Below are 17920 nucleotides of genomic sequence, written 5' to 3' on the forward strand. Positions count from 1 at the left end.
CTTAACAACAGACTATTTGTTATTTATTGCAGGAATTACGTATGGAACTGAAATCCACCCCGATGGGACAACGTTTAGCACAGCATCCTTATAATAGAGTCAAATTGTTAAATGCAGGTATTGAAGTCAGTGGTGAAAAACATCAGTATTTAATTCCTTTTAACGAATTGATTAATATTTTTTGTAAAAAAGGGATTGTGTGGGGGGAGTTAGAATTTTTATTGCCTGAAGATAAAGTTGTTCGATTACATGGAACAGACTGGGAAGAAACTCAGCAGTTTTATCGTTATCTTTATCAAACATGGCAAAATTGGAGCAAAGAAATGAGCGATATAAGTGCTCAGGTTCTTGAGAAACAACTCCATAATATTAATGAAATCACTCAATCAAATAGATGGATAAAACAGTCTAAATTGAGTGAAATTCAACAATCTATCAAAGAAAGCTTTTCTGCTATTCCTCTTCCTCTTGAACGCCTTATTCAATTTGATAATTGCCAAGCACTTTACCAGCAATGTTTGGAATGGCTAAAGCAAGGCGAAACACTAATTAATAAAGAAAACTCTGCATGGGTAACTCAAATATTAAATGAGCATGCGGAATTTTTTAATACTATCGAATCATCACCATTAAATGAATCGCAATGTCATGCTGTAATTAATGGCGAAGAAAATATTCTTGTTCTTGCGGGAGCGGGAAGTGGTAAAACATCGGTATTAGTCGCGAGAGCAGGTTGGTTATTACGTCGTCAGTTAGCGCAACCCGATCAAATTTTATTACTTGCTTTTGGGCGTAAAGCCGCACAAGAAATGAATGAAAGACTTTCTAGCCGTTTAAATGCCGATATTATGGCAAAAACATTTCATGCACTGGCATTATCCATTATTCAACAAGCGACAAAAAAACAACCTAAAATTAGTGAGCTTGAAATAAACAGTGAAAAAAGAAGAGCCCTATTATTAGGTGAATGGCGAGAGCAGTGCCAACAGAAAAAAGCACAAGCAAAAGGATGGCGAGAGTGGTTATCTCAAGAGTTTGAATGGGATATTCCTGACGGTGAGTTTTGGCATGATAAAAAATTAGAAAACCAAGTTGCTGTAAGATTAGAGCGTTGGGTTGGTTTATTAAGAATGCAAGGTGGTAGCCAAAAGTCTCTGATCGAAAGTGTGCAGCCTGAATATACAGAAGCCTTTAAAAAGTATTTAAAATTATTATCACCATTATTAAAAGCTTGGAAAACGGCATTAAAAGAAGAAGATGCAATCGATTTTTCTGGTTTATTACATCAAGCTATTAACCTGATTGAAAAAGGGCGTTTTATTAGCCCGTGGAAACATATTCTTGTTGATGAATTCCAAGATATTTCACCCTTAAGAGCTTCATTATTAACTGCCTTAAAACAACAAAATAAACAAACATCTCTATTTGCAGTAGGCGATGATTGGCAAGCCATTTATCGGTTTAGTGGCGCAGAATTATTATTAACGACTTCTTTCCATCACTCCTTTGGTGAAGGTGCTGAATGTGCACTAGATACGACTTATCGTTTTAATGACACGATAGGAAATGTTGCCAATACGTTTATTCAGCAAAACCCAACTCAATTATCTAAGCCTTTAAATAGTTTAGTGAAAGGTAATAAAAAGTCAGTCGTACTGTTATCTGACGATCAACTTGAAAATTTACTAAATAAAATGAGTGGTTATGTAGAAGAAAATGAAACTATTCTTTTACTTGCTCGTTATCACTATTTAAAACCAGAATTATTAAAAAAAGCAAAAACACGCTGGCCTAAATTAGACCTACAATTTATGACTTTTCACGCTTCAAAAGGGCAACAAGCGGATTACGTTATTATTTTAGGTTTACAAGAAGGTAAAGATGGTTTTCCAGCACCGGCAAGAGAATCGATTATTGAATTGGCATTACTGCCTAGTGTTGAAGATTATCCTAATGCAGAAGAGAGACGCTTAATGTATGTCGCTCTAACAAGAGCAAAAAAACAAGTATGGCTATTATTTAATAAACAACAGCCATCTTGTTTTGTTTCAGAGCTAAAATCTCAAGGTGTTCCTATACAGCGAAAACCTTAGATTATTTTAATCTCTCTTTTAAATAACCTTCGTAATCTGGAATTTTAATTGTAGATTCTTGTGAAAAGAGAGGTGATGAAATTAAAAAGTTCGCAGTTGCACGATTTGTTGCAACTGGGATGTTCCAGACCGTAGCTAAGCGTAGAAGAGCTTTAACATCTGGGTCGTGCGGAACGGCATTTAATGGGTCCCAAAAGAAAATCATAATATCAATTTTCTTTTCAGCGATCATTGCACCAATTTGCTGGTCACCGCCCATTGGGCCACTTAGCATTTGAGTAACAGTAAGACCTGTGTGGTGGTTAATTAGATTACCGGTAGTGCCTGTTGCAAATAACTTGTGTAGAGACAGTTGTTCACGATTATTTTCAACCCATTCCAGTAATGAGCTTTTACAGTGATCATGGGCAACAAGCGCGATATTTTTTTCTTTTAAGAGCGTGCGGTCAATTTGTTCCATTTGATACCTTTAAAAAATAAATATAGTAATTGTTCCAGTTTTCAAAATACCTTTTTTTTATCTTATAAGCTATGAACAGATCAAGATACTATGATGTATCATAATATTTTCAATCTTCATGATGAACGGAGTAGATAAATGGTGGATTCAGACATTTATGACATTTTAAGAAGCGTTAAGACCATTGCGCTTGTTGGTGCGAGTAATAAAGAAGATCGCCCAAGCTATAAAGTCATGAAATTCCTATTAGAACAAGGCTATGATGTTATTCCTGTTAATCCAGGTATGTCAGGGCAAACTTTATTGGGACAACAATGTTATGCCTCATTAAAAGATATTCCTGTTGCTGTTGATATGGTTGATGTTTTCCGTCAATCTGACGTTGCATTAGAAATCGCACAAGAAGCAATTGAAATTAATGCCAAAGTATTATGGTTGCAGATTGGTGTTATCAATGAAGACGCTAAAGATTTAGCTGAAGATGCTGGGTTACGTGTGGTAATGGATCGTTGCCCTAAAAAAGAAATTGAAGCACATGGCCTTCCTTGGTAATACACCAAAATAAAATCGCCGAAAACAAATCGGCGATTATCATTTCATTCAGATCACTGCTTATGTAGATTAATTGGGGTAATTTCTTAATCGTGGTGCCTGTAATTGGCTACGAATTGACTGTGATAACTCATCCAATGAGTCATTATCTAAGTGTTCATCTGAAACTTCATAGGTTATCTGCGCTTCAGCAAGATAAGTATGAACGGGTTGTCCTTCATCATCTTCCATCACAACATGGTACCAAGGTGCTGCTCGCAAGGTCACATTAGATGCAATATCATCCTCATTAGGTTGATCAAGGGAATATTCAGCATCCACATCGACAACAACGCCTAAGTAGCCGAGTAATTTATGTCTAACTTGCTGTCCTATCCCAAATTTGCTGGCGGTCATCATAGTATCACCTCCATATAGCCTTGCTTATTGGTTATATATATGAGGGCATAAAGTGAAATTTCAAGGATTTCAAAAAAATATAATCCTTTGCTTTCATTATGAATAAAGAACCTCACAAAATCAGATTATCTATTGTATAAAGAAAAGACAATAACCAAGACAGAATTTTTATTTGAAGAACACTATTAGAAGGGCATATGAAAATCGGTAGAGAATATATTATTCAAGGGCGAGTTCAAGGTGTTGGTTTTCGTTTTTTCACTTATCAATGGATGAGAAAACAACCAATAACAGGATATGTTTGGAATCGTGATGATGGTAGTGTGGGAGTAAAGGCTTTCGCGAAAGAAAATGCGTTAAAAGAATTTGAGGATTGGTTAGAAGCTGGTGGCCCAAGAAGTGCCAAAATTACATTTTGGTCTGCAACATCTTGCGAATATGAAAAAATGGCAGATTTTTCAATCCACCATTATGAGTAATATTATTTTAATGATTTTTAATTATCTTTATCGAAAGATAAGATTAAATACATTTGACGGGTTTTGGTAAACCGGCAAGCTTTGTAGCTTGTTTTGCCGGGCCTTTAGGAAACAAACGATAAAGATAACGGCTATTTCCTTTTTCATCGCCATATTTTTGTGCAAGTGCTTTTACTAGCATGCGAATAGCGGGGGAGGTATTAAATTCTAAATAAAACTGGCGAACAAAACGGATAATTTCCCAATGTTGTTCTGTAAGCTCAATTTCTTCTAGTTCAGCTAATGTTGGAACCATATCTTCATTCCACTCATTGCTATTTTTTAAATAACCGTGACTATCTGTCTCGATTTCTTTTCCGTTAAATACAAACATGTGCGTAGCAACCAATCAAAAATAATACCGCTAATTTAGCAAAAATAAGGAAAATACCCAAGTAGAACCCATAAATCGTTGATAAATTAAGCCATTGACTTGTAATGCGTTTAATTTTACGGCAAACAGTACAATAAGGGCTTTACAACATAAGCTTAGGTGTTTATATTGCTCCCCATTGCGGAGGGGTGGCCGAGCGGCTGAAGGCAGCGGTCTTGAAAACCGCCGATGGGAAACCATCCGAGAGTTCGAATCTCTCCTCCTCCGCCATCTTCACTTCCAATCAAGTCTCTCAAAGTCTACTAATCCCAGTAAAATCAAGCATTCTAACAAAGTCTCACTCTACCTAAGTCTACTAACGTCTTTCTAAATCTCTACAATTTATTGTATAGTTTTTTGTATAGAAATTTCCTCTACGATTTTCCTATACAATATTGGTGATTTATGAAGCTAACTGACATGGCAATTAAACGCGCCAAACCAAAAGAAAAGGCATACACGCTGGCGGATGGTAACGGACTATCTTTATTAGTTGAAACTAATGGTTCCAAAGGTTGGCGTTATCGCTATCAGTTCGCAGGCAAAACTAAAATGATATCGTTAGGTATCTATCCTGTTGTCACTCTCAACGAAGCAAGAGCGAAAAGAGATGAAGCGCGAAAACAGGTTGCCAATGGTATTAATCCAAGTGAAGTCAGAAAAGCAGAAAAAGCGGCAATAATTAACAAAACTGTAAACACCTTTAAAAATATTGCTCTTGAATGGTATGAGGGCAGAAAGGATCGCTGGTCTGTTGGTTATCGTGATGACATGATGGATGCTTTCGAAAAAGACGTCTTCCCTTATATAGGTAATCGCCCGATTGCCGAGATCAAACCAATGGAACTACTCGAAGTGCTTTCGATTATGGAAAAGCGCGGAGCAACGGAGAAGCTAAAGAAAGTGCGCCAACGTTGTGGTGAGGTGTGGAGGTACGCCATTATTACTGGTAGGGCAGAGTATAACCCTGCACCAGATTTAGCTAGCGCCTTTGTTCCACATAAACGTGAGCACTACGCCCACCTTTCAGTAAGTGAATTACCAGAGTTTCTTTCTTCTATAGATAAGTATATGGGAAGTCAGATTGTTAGAGTGGCACTAAGAGTACTTATTTTAACTGGCGTTCGACCAGGAGAATTGAGAAAAGCAGAATGGTCAGAAATTAACTTTGATACTGGAGTATGGGAAATACCAGCTGAAAAAATGAAGATGCGTCGCCCTCATATTGTACCACTATCGGATCAGGTTATTGATTTGCTGAAGCAGATACACTCCATTAGTGGAAGTTATCAATATATATTTCCCAGCCGTACTGATTATAGAAAGCACATATCAGATATGGCACTTAATACGATGATTAGGCGCATGGGTTATAGTGGGAGAGCCACAGGTCACGGATTTAGGCACACCATGAGCACTATCCTACATGAGCAAGGCTATAACTCCGCATGGATTGAAACACAGTTAGCGCATGTCGATAAAAACTCTATACGTGGAACGTATAACCACGCTCAGTATATTGATGGTCGTAGAGAAATGCTTCAATGGTATGCAGATTACATGGACGCATTAGAGAACGGCGATAATGTGATTCATGGTAACTTTAAACGCGCTTAACCCACCAGCAATAGCCAGCCAATAAAACGGCTGGTTTTTTTATGTTCGAAATAAATTCAACTGGACAAATAGACAGTAAAAATAGCCTGTAGTAGACTTTTATAGACTGTTAAGAATAAAGCTATGTCTAGGCTGATCCCCGAAAACTAGTACACCTCTACTAGCTGGCATAGTTTCTACAAAAGAGGGCGTGAGGTGGCGTTGTGGCTATGTATTCATTTGATGATTTAGATAAAGAAAAAGCTGATAGTATTTATTTTCATAAATTATTGACTGAATTGTCTGATGTGACTAAAAGAAGCATTACGGATGTTAGTACTATTCTACATCGTAATTTTTCTAACTTTGATAATAAATATCCATATACATTAAGACAATTTCATTTTTATCGATACAGTAGCGTAACTGGATTTAGCACTGATAGCCATTTTGAAAAACAATGTTTGAATTTTTTATATGCTATTTCATTAGGTAAGGACTATTATGAGGACCCCAATCCTGCTAATCCCGGCTATTATTGTATTGAGGATGAATTCGAACAATACAATAATAGTTTTTATGGATTCTATTTTAAAGCCCAAGAAGTATATAGCTTTTTAAAGCATAACAAACTGCCTATACCATCATGTCTTTCATTTGATTTGTCTAGATTTGAGAAAGGTTATGAATTTGGAAAGAAAGTAATAGACAAAGAAACTGAAAAATGGGTTTCTGATTTTTTTGGTGATACTGAAGATAGCAAGAGTATTGCTTCATTAGAGGCTGAAGTAGAAAAATTGAAGGGGCAGCTACAAGACTTGGAACTAAAGGTGCCTAACGGGTTGTGTCAATACAGGGAGGACGACCCATTATCAATAGCTATTAAATTAAGAAATGAAGTATGGGCAGATTATGACGAAGATTCAAGGTCAACAATACCAACGCAAGAATGGGTGGTGGCAAAACTTATAGATGATTATAAAGAATTTGAAATGACCAAAGCCCAAGCACAAGCAATCGAGAAAGTAGCTTGCCCTATTAAGCGCAAATAGATGGTTCTGAATATCTGCACTGTTCACTCTAAAGTAAGATTACCCTCAACCCTGAGGGTAAAAATGTTCCGTTACCCTTAACCATGATGGTAATTGACCACAAATCACCCTCTACCCTCATAGTGGTTTGTTTAATTAGCAACCACCTGAGTTATAACCCTTATAGTAAATTTTTCAAAAAAGCCATTAGGTCTAATGGTATGATCAAAAAGCATTTTTTCATGCAAATATACCCCTGAGTCTAAGAGCGTCTATCAAGGCGCAGTATTAACTAGATAGCAGGGGGCAGCATGTCAGTAGTCAATCCAATTAAAGAAAACCTCATTCGTTTACCTGAAGCTATGCGTCGTACTGGCTATGGTAAAGCGTGGATTTATCATCTCATTGGAACAGGTCAATTTCCAAAGCCAGTAAAAATAGGTTCTCGCTCTATTGCTTTCGTTGAATCGGAAGTGGATGAGTGGATCGCCAATAAAATTGCTGAATCTCGTTCTAATGAGGTGGCTTAATGGAAAAGAAGCCACCGAAAAAACACCGCGCCCGTTTATATATGTTAGGTACAGGAATTAATGGATTTACCGAGAATGAAATATTAATTCACTGCCATTTATCGTCAGGTCGTAATTATTCTTCGGAGCTAGAAAGAAAGCTAAATATTAAATTAGAGCGCATTGACGAACTGAACCCTGACGGCATTGGATCACATTACCGTTATCGTATTCGCAGCCAGAAAGACGCGCTGAAGGTAATTAACCTCATCAACCAATGCGCCAATGCTGGCGGATATGAAGGTATTTCAAAATCACAATCTGAATTAATTTTATCGTTGTACCCAATCGAGCAATAAGGACATAAGACCATGAAAAATAAAATGACCGTAATGGGGCAGGGATTTTCACACCCTGAAATCAGCCAAGAACCTATTTTAATTCAACACAGAACTGAGCCGAGAATAGATAGCCGCCTGTTTGCTAAACGCATCGGAATTAAACATAAGAACCTTTTTGAATTAGTAAAAAAGAATGCAAAGAATTTACGTCAATTTGGCACGCTTCCGTTTCAAACGGAGACGTGCTCACATTCAACGGGTGCGAGTATTAATAAATACGCTCTACTCAATGAAAACCAATTTGATTTTATGTGCCGTATTGTTCGTGGTCGTAATCATGAACAGATGACGCAATTTAAGCTGGACGTTACCAAAGCATTCAGCAAGAAACGGGCAGCTGAACCTATTCGACGTGAATATCTACCACATTATCATGAGTCACGCGACGCACTACGAGACTTAGGCGCAGAGAAATATCATTACATCAATCTAGCTCGTACTGAAAATCGATTAACAGGCTTACTTACTGGTGAGCGAGCAATCGCAGATGAACAGCAGTTAGGGTTATTAGTCTGTATGCAGAAGATTGAACAGGCGGCATTTCAGGATGCCATTAACTCGGGGTTATCGGCGACTCAAGCGTTACGTGAAGTCAGTCAACGCATTGAGCAGTTCGCTAGTTTGATGAGTCCTATGACGCGGATTGGTGGCTAATATGATGAGTATCATTACAAATGCCTACCAAGTTAGTGAATCTCTACTAGTAGGTCATCATTTAGTAAAACATTTTACCAATCTAAAACGTGGAGGATTTACATCATTTGTCATAGTTGTTGGTACCCATTGGAAAGGTTTAATCGGGGTCACTACACGAGGCGGAATTGAGTTTTGTCATTCCATAAAAAAGGGCAGCCAATCGGCTACCCTTGGATACGTCGATATTAAATACCGAGCAAGTGAGAATATTAATACTAGCTTACTTCTCTGGTATGGCAAATATCAGCTTTTAGGCTCAATGCCTCGTGATTTTAATTCTTTTCTGATGATGCGTTTTAGCCAAGCGGCTAAAGATTCATCCCCATCTTGCGCTTGCGCTAGCTCCATCATTGCTCGTAATTCGGGGTCTAACCTGAATTGGAAAGGAGGATTACCACGTCGTTCATTGCTGTGTGTTGACACGTTAATTACACCTATAGTAATGTATTTATGTGTCATTACACATTACATACATATATGTAAAAAATCAACGCCCCGAAGTGCTACCAACACTATCGAGGCGTTTAACCACAATGTTATACGAGGTAACACTATGGCTATGTATAAGTCTACCCAAACTCGCCCTAAATTCCTATGGCGCTTTTTCTCATGTCAGCAATTTAAGTATTTCATCGTTATTGCTTCCAGCGAACAAGAGGCTCGTTCAATGCTGCCTGATTCTCCTTGCTTGTTCTCTGCTCGTTTTGCAGAAGGAGAAAGCGTATGAACAGTTTACTCCCCGATAATTATTTCCGTATCCAAGCTGAAATTGACGAAATGCTTGGGCATGTCGATTACCTCCCACCAGAAGAACGAAGCCGTAGTCGTTTGCTCAGAGTGAGAAAGGGTTTAATCCATGTTTTATGCGAAGTATTGCCACCAATTGATAATCCGAAAAAACAGGAACTTTACTACTGGCTGGAACGCATTACTACGCTGATCGGCATAGAAGTATTGGAGGTTCAGGAAAAATCGGAGGTGAAACGTGTGTAATCCTCTTCCATTAGATGCTGCTGCTTACAAGGCTCAGCAATGTAGTTCGTTATTTGCCGTGATATTGGAGCAGGCGGCGACCGAGTGCTCTAAAGAACTTTTAGACCTTATTGCTATTGCTTGTGATTTAAATGGTGAAATTTGGCAATCACTGGCGGAGGCGACGAAATGAAATCGATTGATGTTATCCGCGAGGTGAAACTAAAAGCGAACGGGCAATGGCAAACCATACTCTCTAATCTTGGGGCAGAAGTGCCTCTCAATAAGCATACAGCTTGTCCTCATTGCGGCGGTAAAGACCGTTTTCGATTTGATGATAAAGACGGTAACGGTACGTTTATTTGTAACCAGTGTGGCTCAGGTGATGGGTTAGATTTAGTTCAGCGTGTTCTTGGTGTCAGCGTCACCGAAGCCGCAAAAGCGGTCGCTGATATTATCGGAATAGATACTCGTTCAGCCAATCCACCCGTTTGCTGTAACGATGACGTAAAAGCGCAACAGGAAGCCCAGAGAGCACAACGAACAGAAAACCAAGCTAACCAGCAGCGAGAAAAACTTCAACGTTTTACGGCGCGATATAACCGGCTTATTGAGCAAGTTCAGCAAGGAGAATCAGATTATCTCAAGGCAAAAGGGTTACACGGTTTTGAGATGGATTTATTGCCGGACGGTTCTCTTATCATTCCATTAGTGGATGCTGGCGGTGTTATTACAGCCGCACAAACCATTAAACCCAATGGCGATAAACGGTTGTTACTCGATAGTGCGAAGAATGGCAGTTACTACCCTATTAATGAACCTGTAAGCATTTCTACGGTAATTATTACCGAGGGATTAGCTACTGCTATGACGTGCCATATACTCAATCCTGAAGCCTATGCAGTGGCAGCAATTGATGCGGGTAATTTAATTCATGTGGCTAAGGTAATGCGGAGTAAATACCCAGAGAGCAAGATTATCATTGCAGGGGATAACGATATTAAGCCCGACCAACCAAACACGGGAAAGCTTGCGGCTGAGAAAGCAGCTAAGGTAGTTAATGGTATTGCGGTTTTACCGCCTACTACTGATGATAAAGCCGATTGGGATGATTACCGTCTATCACACGGTATTGAGGCAGCAAAACAGGTGTTTAGTGCTGAGTTGGCTCAACAGGAAGGTAACGTAGTGAAAAAGGACAACGTGATCCGCATCGATGCGAAAAAGAAAATCAAAACTCACGATGATTTAGTCCCCTTTTTTGATAAACGACACGGTGGTTTGTATTACATCGAACGTAAGCAAAACAATACGACGGGTGACATTGACGAAAAAGAAACATGGTTTTCGGATGAAATGGAGACGGTAGGCATTGGCTCTGATGGGAAAGACAGTTATTTAGTTATTCAGATGAGGCAGGAAGGTAGCAACCGTATTATCTATGAAGCTATTCCAAGGCGTGAGCTAGGCTCACCTCAAGGATGGGGGCGATTGCGCTCACGGGGTGTCAATATCACCACGAAGCGTGGTCAATTAGATTTGTTGGCGAACTATCTTCAACGAAAAGGAAAGCGCGACGAATGGACAATCACACATACTGCGGGTTGGCATGATGGGGCATACGTGATGCCAGATGGTCACATTATTGGTAGACCTAGCCGTCCTGTTGCCTTTTGTGGTGGAACGTCTGCTGTTGCGGGCTATATCGTCAGGGGAACGGCTGAAAGCTGGCGAAAGAATGTCGGTAATTTAATGAAAGGCAACCAATCGATGATTTTAGGTGGATTAGTCGCCTTAGCTGCGCCACTAAACTCTCTATCAGGGGGTAGCTCGTTTGGTATTCATTTATTTGCTCAATCCTCCGCAGGGAAAACCACTACGGTAGAAGCCGCCTCAAGTATTTACGGTGTACCCGATGAACTGAAATTAACATGGGATGCGACAAAGTACGGGCTAACGATTGAAGCCGCTTCACGAAATGATGGGTTTATGCCGATTGACGAAATTGGACAGGGTAACGATGTGCGGCATGTAGCAGGAAGTGCCTACAGCTTATTCAATGGTACGGGGCGCATCCAAGGCAATAAAGATGGCGGAAACAAAGCTATTTTACGTTGGGCTATTGTGGCGTTATCAACGGGTGAGGAAGATTTTGAAACATACCTCATTCGTCATGGTGTCACCCCAAAAGCGGGGCAGTTAGTGCGGCTGGTCAGCGTGCCATTTACTGATACTGTCGAGTTTCACAGTCTTGATGATGGTGATTTGCATTCACGCGCCATCAAACGCGCATCAACGCAGCATTGTGGGGCAGTTGGTCGAGCATGGATTGAGTATCTCGCCAATAATCAGGATATCGCCAACCAGAAAGTGACCTTCAAAGAACATGAATGGTTATCAAGTTTACCTGAAGATTCGTCGTCACAGGTTAAGCGAGTCGCCACACGTTTTGCCATGCTGGACGCCACTGCTGAGTTATCAACGTCAATCACTGGCTGGGATGTAGCGGAGTGTAGTCGTTTTATCCGTAATAGTTTCAATGAGTGGCTGGAGAACTACGGAACGGGTAACCGCGAAAAATACCAAGTCGTCAAACGGGCAAGGGATTTTATTCAACGCTATGGATTAACCCGTTTTCAACCCTACACCTACGGCAAACGTAACGGAGATTTAGACCGAACTTACGCTGGGAGGATAACAAATCTTGCTGGCTATTTAGTTTCGGGGCGCAGAGAGGATGGCAAGAACGAATATCACATAATCCCGTCCGTGTTCGAAGATGAAATACTCTCAGGTATTCAAAAGAAACTGGGGGCGGAGGCACTCGACGAGGTAGGTATTTTAGTCAGACCAGAATCAGGGCGTGTAGACGGTAAAACTATCAGCATCAATGGCAGCCAACAGCGATTTGTTGTCTTAATTGATAGCGAGGAGGAATAGCCTACCAGAACAAAGTTTCCGTGATGAATCAAAAACGTTGGGATAAGTGGGATAACGGGATAAGAAATAAAAAGAATAATAAAATTAATTGGTTAAGTTATCTCTATTTATCCCATGTTATCCCAAGTTATCCCAAATGAAATGATGCTGAATTGTTATAAGTGTTAATAAAAAAGCAAAGTTATCCCAAAAATAAAAAGTTTGGGATAAGAAAATAGGGTGTTTGGGATAAGTTAACCTTATGAAATTAAATAGAAATAAGCAACTTATCCCGTTATCCCAAAGAAAAATCGTTTTTTGTATATATAGCGATATTTAAATGACCACTAAAACACTGGCGCTAAAACGACAAAATCCCCCAGCGACGAATACACCAAAAAGCATATAAGATAAAACGCCACAGTAACTTAACTCCTTTGGGTTTGATCTATTTGTGAACAGCACGAATAAGTAGCCATTGATATGGTAGATATTCATATTCGAGCCAGCTATTAGGGGAAAATTGTGTTGAGTTCGTGAGGCAAGTAATCATAGGGGGAGTTACAGCGTGAATGCGTAAATATTGATGATTAAATGAGCTGTACGTACACATGTAGAGGTCGTAAATATTTGACAATTTAGTGACATGCAAATAATGATGATTTATGTACATCGTAGAGAGTGCTAATGTAGATAGAATTATTTGATTTTAGAGTGATAAATAAATTGGAAAATGTAAATTTCTATCCTTGGGTTGGCTCTAATTATGAAAATAGTATGTTTGGTATAAAAATACTCATACTTGGTGAGTCTCATTACGCCGAACATGATGACGAACCCGATAGTGATTGGACTAAACACGTCATAAAGCATAATGCTCAAGATAATCCAAATGCGTTTTTTACTAAAATCACAAAAGCAGTGCTAGGGCTGAATAGTGGGGCTGAATTATCAGAAGAAACGCGTTCTAATTTCTGGGAGCATGTGGCTTTCTATAACTATGTACAGGGTATTGTTGGTGAGTCAGGACGAATTAGACCAACGAATGAAATGTGGAAAGGGGCAGAAAGACCGTTTTTATCCGTTGTAGAATCATTAAAGCCCGATGTGGTTATAGTGTTAGGTGCTATGTTAGGTGAATGGGTTCCTACATTAAATAATGATGTTAAAGTGGCTTATTTATATCATCCATCAAGCGGTTATTTTAATTATGAAGGCGCAATACCAGCCATTAAGAAAGCAATGGATGAAGCCAAACGAGAAAGTAATTCTTAACGTTTTTCTGGTGTCAAAATTCTAAAATTATTACTGGCGAGATGCTAAAATCTGATGTGTTAACCCTAAGTTTTGGCTTCGACTCAGGGTTTTTCAATATATTGAATTTTAAAGAGAACACTTTTCTAGTATGAGTTTTGTGCCCTTTTTAATTTATCATAAATATCTTGGAGTTTGTTTATACCAGAAAAAATCTCATTATTTAATATTTCATTGATTGCTGCCCGCATATAAATATTCACCACTAAATTTTCACTTGATAGCTCTTTTTTCCCACCATGCACAATTGCGGAACGTAATCCATAAACTTTTTTTACTAATTTTCCTATTTCTAATCGGCTGTCAACATCTTTGGCTACGATGAAGGAAAATACATCTGATAATTTTTCACCTATACTTTTTTGAAATAGGCTCCCATCATCTAGAGAAAATAGAATTTCCAATGAAATACAAGTGTATATAATTGAATTCCTAGTGTCAGTAGTGAGTGCCGACTCTCCAAGAGCAAGCGCAGAGTTTAATATCCTTGACTCGATATCATTTAGTTTTTGACTATTATGTTTCTTTTCATAAAAGTCCCATAGCCTTTTAAAATAGCGGCTATTACAAAAAAAAGGGTCATTAACAGGGATTTTTTCTAAAAATTGATTATTAATTTGAGCAGACTCTAAAGGACCGTTTTCATTAGATACTTGGTATGAACTAGTGCTAACATACATTTGTTCGTGTGATAAACTTGGCTTTAAAGGTAGCCCCGTCTCAATCAAGATGTTCTTATCAAGTTTTCCTGATATAAATACAATCATTTTTGCAAAGTTTAAAAAAGCATCTTTAGCTTTTTGTATGGCTTCAGCTTTGTCATAAATATTTTTAACAATAGTACTTATATACATGCCATCAGCTTCAGTTTCGCCTGTTATTGGAAATTCTAAATCTTTTAAGTAACCAAATTTAAAACAAGATAGTTCGAATGAGCGAATGCCATTATTTAGTCTAATTCCAGATATAGGAGCGGTTATAACTAAATTTTGAGGTTTTACATCATAAAAATCTTTGAAAAATGATTCTAAATCATAGTTAAATGGTTTGTTTTGTATTTTTATTTTTGGGAGTTGTTCATTTAGATATTTAAATATTGTTGACCTGTAAAACCTATTGTTTATTTTTTTATCTAATTCATATATTTTTTCTAGTAATAGGTTATATTTTTCCATTTCATTAACATAGACCATTTTATCATTAAATGACCAGTATTTTTGTGCGTTTTTTATATCTTTGTGAGTACCAGTTTGCATTAATGCCATGATTTCATTTATGATATCTTGTAAAAGCATGTTAAATCACCTTTAGTTTATTAATTGTTTATTAATTGTTTATTGATGGAATAGCAGGGACTAGCCCACGAAAGTTATCATAAATAAGTTAATTATTATATTTGTAATCAGATATTTTTTTGAAAAAATGGAAATGTGATTATATCGTATTGTAAAAATGATAAGTTTTGAGTAAAAATTAGCTAGTTGGTTAATTTAAGAACTTCCATTATGAATGGAGATAAAAATAATTAGTTTACTAGTAATATCCTTGTGGCGTTTCCACGCTGAATGAATATCCTTATACCACGCTTTACCACCTTTAGTTTGATACCCTGCTTCGTTAACCCGTTTTGCGATAATCCGCCCGTTATTTATGCCCTCTGATAGCACCATATTAACCACAGAAACGACAGCAGACTCATTATAGGTATACGGTGGGAATATATTGCCATGCCAACAGTTAAATACATCACAGACGATTCTAGGCGTTCAACTAGCGATATCGTATAAGCGTTAGGGTTGCTTTCTGGGAGTAACCGTTGGGATGCTTGTTTTGGGGATAGTTAAAAATGTTAATAAGGTATCCGCTTCGGTATCCACCAAAAAGGCGGTATTTTGCTGGATACTTCATCCGCTGAATGTTGTCATCAGAACCTGTCAAAACCTGACATCGTATCAAACAAGTTTATAAGCCCAGCTAAAATAAAATAGGTACGCAGAGGGGAGATTGTTCATTCTAATGATTCGTTATAATCAAATAAAATCATAATGTTGTGAAAAGTACGCAGAATGGTACGCAGTAAAATATCATGTTTTAATCTACGTATTTGGTTGCCAAAAGAGAGGTTACCACTCTGGTTGCCAGCGAAATAATACTATTCGTATCGGCTATTTGATTTACCCGAGACAGTCACTTTGGGATGAGTAAAATTTAAACCACAAAACTTTCGTAGCTACCTACAATTATTTTGTAGGTCGATTGATCCAATTCAGCATAATTAAGGTATGACGGAAAGGAGCACCCCTTTAAGGTATAGTGATATTACAACGTGAAGTAATAGAAGCCGTTATGATGGAGTTAGCCCACTAGCAAGGGTAATCACTCAATAGACGCTATAGGTTAGCGATTAGAACAGGTGTAGCCTAGACAATACAGGCTAAAGAGTGTCACAGGCGGAGAATGACAGAACCAACTTACCAATGGACGAAGCTTGCACCGAAACGATAATAGGTTGCCTTAAAATCAAGAAAACATGAGGCACTGAAATTGGAGGCTCATAACTGGCTGGCAATGCCACAGTGCAAATAAGTATTGCGACACTACCGGACAATTTTGTCCTCTGAATAAATATCAACAAGCTACCGTGACGCAAAAATGCGTTACCGATGAAATCAATAGGTTATCTACGCTGAATGCCAAGGCTACAGTAACAAGCTACAACAAGTTTAAACGGTAAGGTTTTACATGCGGGATAATCCCGTATCATCATGGTTAAATTAATATTTAGAACACTCCTTGAAATTGAAGTGATCATCCAATCCTCCATAGTCCCACAAGCATTTTATTTTAACCAATAGCTTATATTGTGATGGCATCAAGATGAATAAACCAGAAATGAGAAAAGCAAAATTAATCAGGATTACCACATCAGGAACGGTAACAAAAACCCCTGAGAGAGTTAGAACCGCCACAGGTAAAGTTATGGCCACAATGACTATTCAGGCTGAGAGTGACAAGCGCAGCCCGTACTCATTAAAGATAGTGGCATTCGATATTAATGCGCTGGAGCTTATGACCTGCCAGAACGGAAATAAAGTAACTGCTACAGGTCGCTACGAATGGTCTAATGGTTATTGGCTCGCAGGGGCGCAGATAGTTACCTGTTAGCGAAAGAGAAATATAAGAGTTGATTTAGTTTAGTATTGACATAAATAGAATATTGGAAAGAAGAATGACTTATTATGAATAATATAAAAAAGAAGGGATATCACAGAGAACATATATATCCCAACGAATCCTTTGTACAGGAATCAATAGAGAAGCATTTTATCAGTAAGGGATTTAATATTGAAAATAAACCTAATGTCGATTTATCTTGTGTTCACCCTGAATCGAGAGAGTCATGGATGATTGAGGCCAAAGGGCAATCTAAATCGATAGGTGTAGATTTTAAAACAGCGATAGGACAAATCATATTCAGGATGGATAACGATGACTACAAATACGGTATAGCTGTGCCGAACACAAAACAATATTTAGCCCAAATAAATAAGGTTCCAGACTTAGTCATTGAACGCTTGCGGTTAGTATTTTTTGTTGTTAGTGAGGACGGCAGTGTCAGTACACTTTATTGACATTAGCCACATCAATTTTGACATTACGTTGACCTAACGTCCTAGGAATTTTGACATTATGTAAATGGGGGCTATACGCTTAGTGTTACCTTACATAAATCCGAATTGATCATGGCTAAATGAACTTTAAAGCCAGTTGTACCAATGCTTACAAGATAGTGGCGAGGTAAAACGTACTTCAACGAAAGGTCAACATTTTGTTGAGCTAATAGCGTATTTAGCTGTAATTACTAGCCTAGCCTGCGACTAACTCCCTAAAAGATGATCAGTTCAACTAACCCGAAAATATCGGGACAATTCGAATAAGTCCACCAGCCTACCCATTCTATTTTGTACATCTCTTATTGAGGTGCGCAAATAATCATTGCCGTTATTTGAAATCGCATCAGTGATAATCACTCATTCCGTTTGAAACGGAGTCAGTGAAATATACGGGCAGGTTACAGGGAGGGGTA

The 17920-nt window shown here is 38.3% G+C and carries 20 protein-coding genes and 1 tRNA gene; 16 read left to right on the forward strand and 5 right to left on the reverse strand.

The genetic code is table 11. The annotated features are described in order from the left end of the window. Positions 1–41: 41 nt before the first annotated feature. Positions 42–2093, forward strand: a complete 2052-nt coding sequence (gene helD / locus EHE21_RS06510; protein WP_194952173.1) for a DNA helicase IV — start codon at positions 42–44, stop codon at positions 2091–2093. Between the two features lies 1 nt (position 2094). Here the strand turns inward: helD and EHE21_RS06515 are convergent, their stop codons facing one another. After that, positions 2095–2553 carry a methylglyoxal synthase gene (locus tag EHE21_RS06515; protein WP_075673145.1) on the reverse strand — a complete coding sequence of 153 codons (459 nt, stop codon included), beginning with the start codon at positions 2551–2553 and terminating at the stop codon, positions 2095–2097. A 138-nt stretch (positions 2554–2691) separates the two neighbouring features. On the opposite strand from EHE21_RS06515, the gene EHE21_RS06520 reads away from it, so the two are divergent. Further along, entirely contained in the window at positions 2692–3105 is a 414-nt protein-coding gene (locus EHE21_RS06520; RefSeq protein WP_194952174.1) for a CoA-binding protein, read from the forward strand. Between the two features lie 69 nt (positions 3106–3174). On the opposite strand, the gene hspQ is transcribed toward EHE21_RS06520, so the two are convergent. Further along, positions 3175–3504, reverse strand: a complete 330-nt coding sequence (gene hspQ, locus EHE21_RS06525; RefSeq protein WP_194952175.1) for a heat shock protein HspQ — start codon at positions 3502–3504, stop codon at positions 3175–3177. A 197-nt stretch (positions 3505–3701) separates the two neighbouring features. Between hspQ and EHE21_RS06530 the strand changes: the two genes are divergently transcribed. Beyond that, positions 3702–3983, forward strand: coding sequence for an acylphosphatase (locus EHE21_RS06530; RefSeq protein WP_194952176.1), 282 nt, complete (start codon positions 3702–3704; stop codon positions 3981–3983). A 43-nt stretch (positions 3984–4026) separates the two neighbouring features. Here EHE21_RS06530 and tusE read toward each other — a convergent pair whose 3' ends face one another. After that, positions 4027–4356 (reverse strand): sulfurtransferase TusE, encoded by a 330-nt coding sequence (gene tusE / locus EHE21_RS06535; RefSeq protein ID WP_023581360.1) that lies wholly within the window; start codon positions 4354–4356, stop codon positions 4027–4029. Between the two features lie 182 nt (positions 4357–4538). Here tusE and EHE21_RS06540 point away from each other — a divergent pair. From EHE21_RS06540 to EHE21_RS06565, 6 genes are all read left to right on the forward strand, one after another. Next, positions 4539–4626: transfer RNA gene (locus EHE21_RS06540), tRNA-Ser, on the forward strand. 174 nt (positions 4627–4800) lie between these two features. Continuing rightward, positions 4801–6012: a tyrosine-type recombinase/integrase gene (locus EHE21_RS06545; protein ID WP_108478888.1), complete on the forward strand. Its 1212-nt coding sequence runs from the start codon at positions 4801–4803 to the stop codon at positions 6010–6012. A gap of 203 nt (positions 6013–6215) precedes the next feature. Continuing rightward, the gene (locus EHE21_RS06550) at positions 6216–7043 is read left to right on the forward strand and encodes a hypothetical protein (protein WP_194952177.1); all 828 of its coding nucleotides are present in this window, start codon (positions 6216–6218) and stop codon (positions 7041–7043) included. 290 nt (positions 7044–7333) lie between these two features. Continuing rightward, on the forward strand, positions 7334–7552 hold the full coding sequence (locus EHE21_RS06555) for a helix-turn-helix transcriptional regulator (protein ID WP_194952178.1): 219 nt from the start codon (positions 7334–7336) through the stop codon (positions 7550–7552). Further along, positions 7552–7890 carry a hypothetical protein gene (locus EHE21_RS06560; protein WP_228766739.1) on the forward strand — a complete coding sequence of 113 codons (339 nt, stop codon included), beginning with the start codon at positions 7552–7554 and terminating at the stop codon, positions 7888–7890. The genes EHE21_RS06555 and EHE21_RS06560 overlap by 1 nt, the downstream gene beginning before the upstream one ends. Positions 7891–7902: 12 nt before the next feature. After that, positions 7903–8586, forward strand: coding sequence for a Rha family transcriptional regulator (locus EHE21_RS06565; protein ID WP_194952179.1), 684 nt, complete (start codon positions 7903–7905; stop codon positions 8584–8586). Positions 8587–8871: 285 nt separating this feature from the next. Here the strand turns inward: EHE21_RS06565 and EHE21_RS06570 are convergent, their stop codons facing one another. After that, positions 8872–9051, reverse strand: a complete 180-nt coding sequence (locus EHE21_RS06570; RefSeq protein WP_036980047.1) for a hypothetical protein — start codon at positions 9049–9051, stop codon at positions 8872–8874. Positions 9052–9181: 130 nt separating this feature from the next. Here EHE21_RS06570 and EHE21_RS06575 point away from each other — a divergent pair, with 130 nt between their 5' ends. The 5 genes from EHE21_RS06575 to EHE21_RS06595 all read left to right on the forward strand — a co-directional run bounded on the left by EHE21_RS06575 (position 9182) and on the right by EHE21_RS06595 (position 13794). Then, positions 9182–9355, forward strand: coding sequence for a host cell division inhibitor Icd-like protein (locus EHE21_RS06575; protein WP_108478885.1), 174 nt, complete (start codon positions 9182–9184; stop codon positions 9353–9355). Beyond that, on the forward strand, positions 9352–9621 hold the full coding sequence (locus EHE21_RS06580) for a hypothetical protein (protein WP_194952180.1): 270 nt from the start codon (positions 9352–9354) through the stop codon (positions 9619–9621). Before EHE21_RS06575 ends, EHE21_RS06580 begins: the two co-directional genes overlap by 4 nt. Next, complete coding sequence (locus EHE21_RS06585; RefSeq protein ID WP_108478884.1) at positions 9614–9793, forward strand: hypothetical protein; 180 nt, start codon at positions 9614–9616, stop codon at positions 9791–9793. Before EHE21_RS06580 ends, EHE21_RS06585 begins: the two co-directional genes overlap by 8 nt. 23 nt (positions 9794–9816) lie before the next feature. Continuing rightward, positions 9817–12540 (forward strand): DUF927 domain-containing protein, encoded by a 2724-nt coding sequence (locus tag EHE21_RS06590; protein WP_194952181.1) that lies wholly within the window; start codon positions 9817–9819, stop codon positions 12538–12540. A 705-nt stretch (positions 12541–13245) separates the two neighbouring features. After that, positions 13246–13794: a hypothetical protein gene (locus EHE21_RS06595; protein ID WP_194952182.1), complete on the forward strand. Its 549-nt coding sequence runs from the start codon at positions 13246–13248 to the stop codon at positions 13792–13794. Positions 13795–13919: 125 nt separating this feature from the next. On the opposite strand, the gene EHE21_RS06600 is transcribed toward EHE21_RS06595, so the two are convergent. Then, complete coding sequence (locus tag EHE21_RS06600; protein ID WP_194952183.1) at positions 13920–15128, reverse strand: HEPN domain-containing protein; 1209 nt, start codon at positions 15126–15128, stop codon at positions 13920–13922. Positions 15129–16710: 1582 nt separating this feature from the next. Here EHE21_RS06600 and EHE21_RS06605 point away from each other — a divergent pair. Then, positions 16711–16998, forward strand: a complete 288-nt coding sequence (locus tag EHE21_RS06605; RefSeq protein WP_194952184.1) for a hypothetical protein — start codon at positions 16711–16713, stop codon at positions 16996–16998. A gap of 74 nt (positions 16999–17072) precedes the next feature. Next, positions 17073–17465, forward strand: a complete 393-nt coding sequence (locus EHE21_RS06610) for a hypothetical protein (protein ID WP_194952185.1) — start codon at positions 17073–17075, stop codon at positions 17463–17465. The last annotated feature ends 455 nt before the right edge of the window (positions 17466–17920 follow it).

The organism is Proteus sp. GOKU, from assembly GCF_015475555.1.
Classification (GTDB): Bacteria; Pseudomonadota; Gammaproteobacteria; order Enterobacterales; family Enterobacteriaceae; genus Proteus; species Proteus mirabilis_B.